Annotated in this window: 1 protein-coding gene; it reads right to left on the minus strand. The window is 51.9% G+C overall.

Annotated elements, in window-relative coordinates; translation table 11 throughout:
• The coding region (locus tag RDU59_12960; protein ID MDQ7839389.1) for a site-specific integrase at window positions 1–740 on the minus strand (740 nt) is incomplete at both ends.

A 740-nucleotide genomic window follows, 5' to 3' on the forward strand; every position in this document is an offset into this window, starting at 1 on the left:
CTCGGAAAAAGATGTGGCGGTCGGGGGTTTTGATCCTGCCATGTTGGAGGTAATCCAGGATCGCCTTCCCCACGATGGGGGACAGGGGGTATGCCGTGAAATGGTCGGCCTTCCGCTCAGGCACCCGGAGCCGCTCTCTTCGCCAATCAATGTCATCCAGGTTCAAAGCGGCGATCTCCCTTGCCCTAAGTCCATAGGTTACCAACAGGAGTAGGATGGCGTAGTCTCGTTTACCAAGAGGCGTCCGGCGGTCGACCGCTTCCAGCATGCGGTTTACCTCATCCCAGGTGATGGAGCGCGGTATGCTCGAGAGGCGATACAGACGAGGAAAATCTAAGGTGTTGCTCAGATCTTTTGCTACGATTCGTTCACGGTAGAGATATCGAAGAAATACCCGCAACGCTGTACATCGGACCCTAAGACTCGTTTTGCACAATCTTTCGCTTCCATTGGTTACAAAACCACTTAGGATGACTGGCGAAAGGGTATGGAGTTCGTGTAGGCCAATCTCTTGGAGATACTTGTCGAATGAGCAAAGATTGCCCCTGTAATGGACGATAGTCCCTTCCTTAAGGCCCCTCTCATTTCGCAGGTAATCGAAGAAGCCCGGGGCAAAATCCTGAAATGGCTCGCGCGTTCGACCCTTATCCTCAAAACATGGGATGACCATCAAACCCAACATTTGCTCTACAGGGTTCCGTGCTTCTTCTTCTACTCTCTTACGAGCTTTGTCGGTTTTA

It is taken from the genome of Thermodesulfobacteriota bacterium, assembly GCA_031082315.1.
In the GTDB taxonomy this organism is placed as follows: Bacteria; Desulfobacterota; QYQD01; order QYQD01; family QYQD01; genus QYQD01.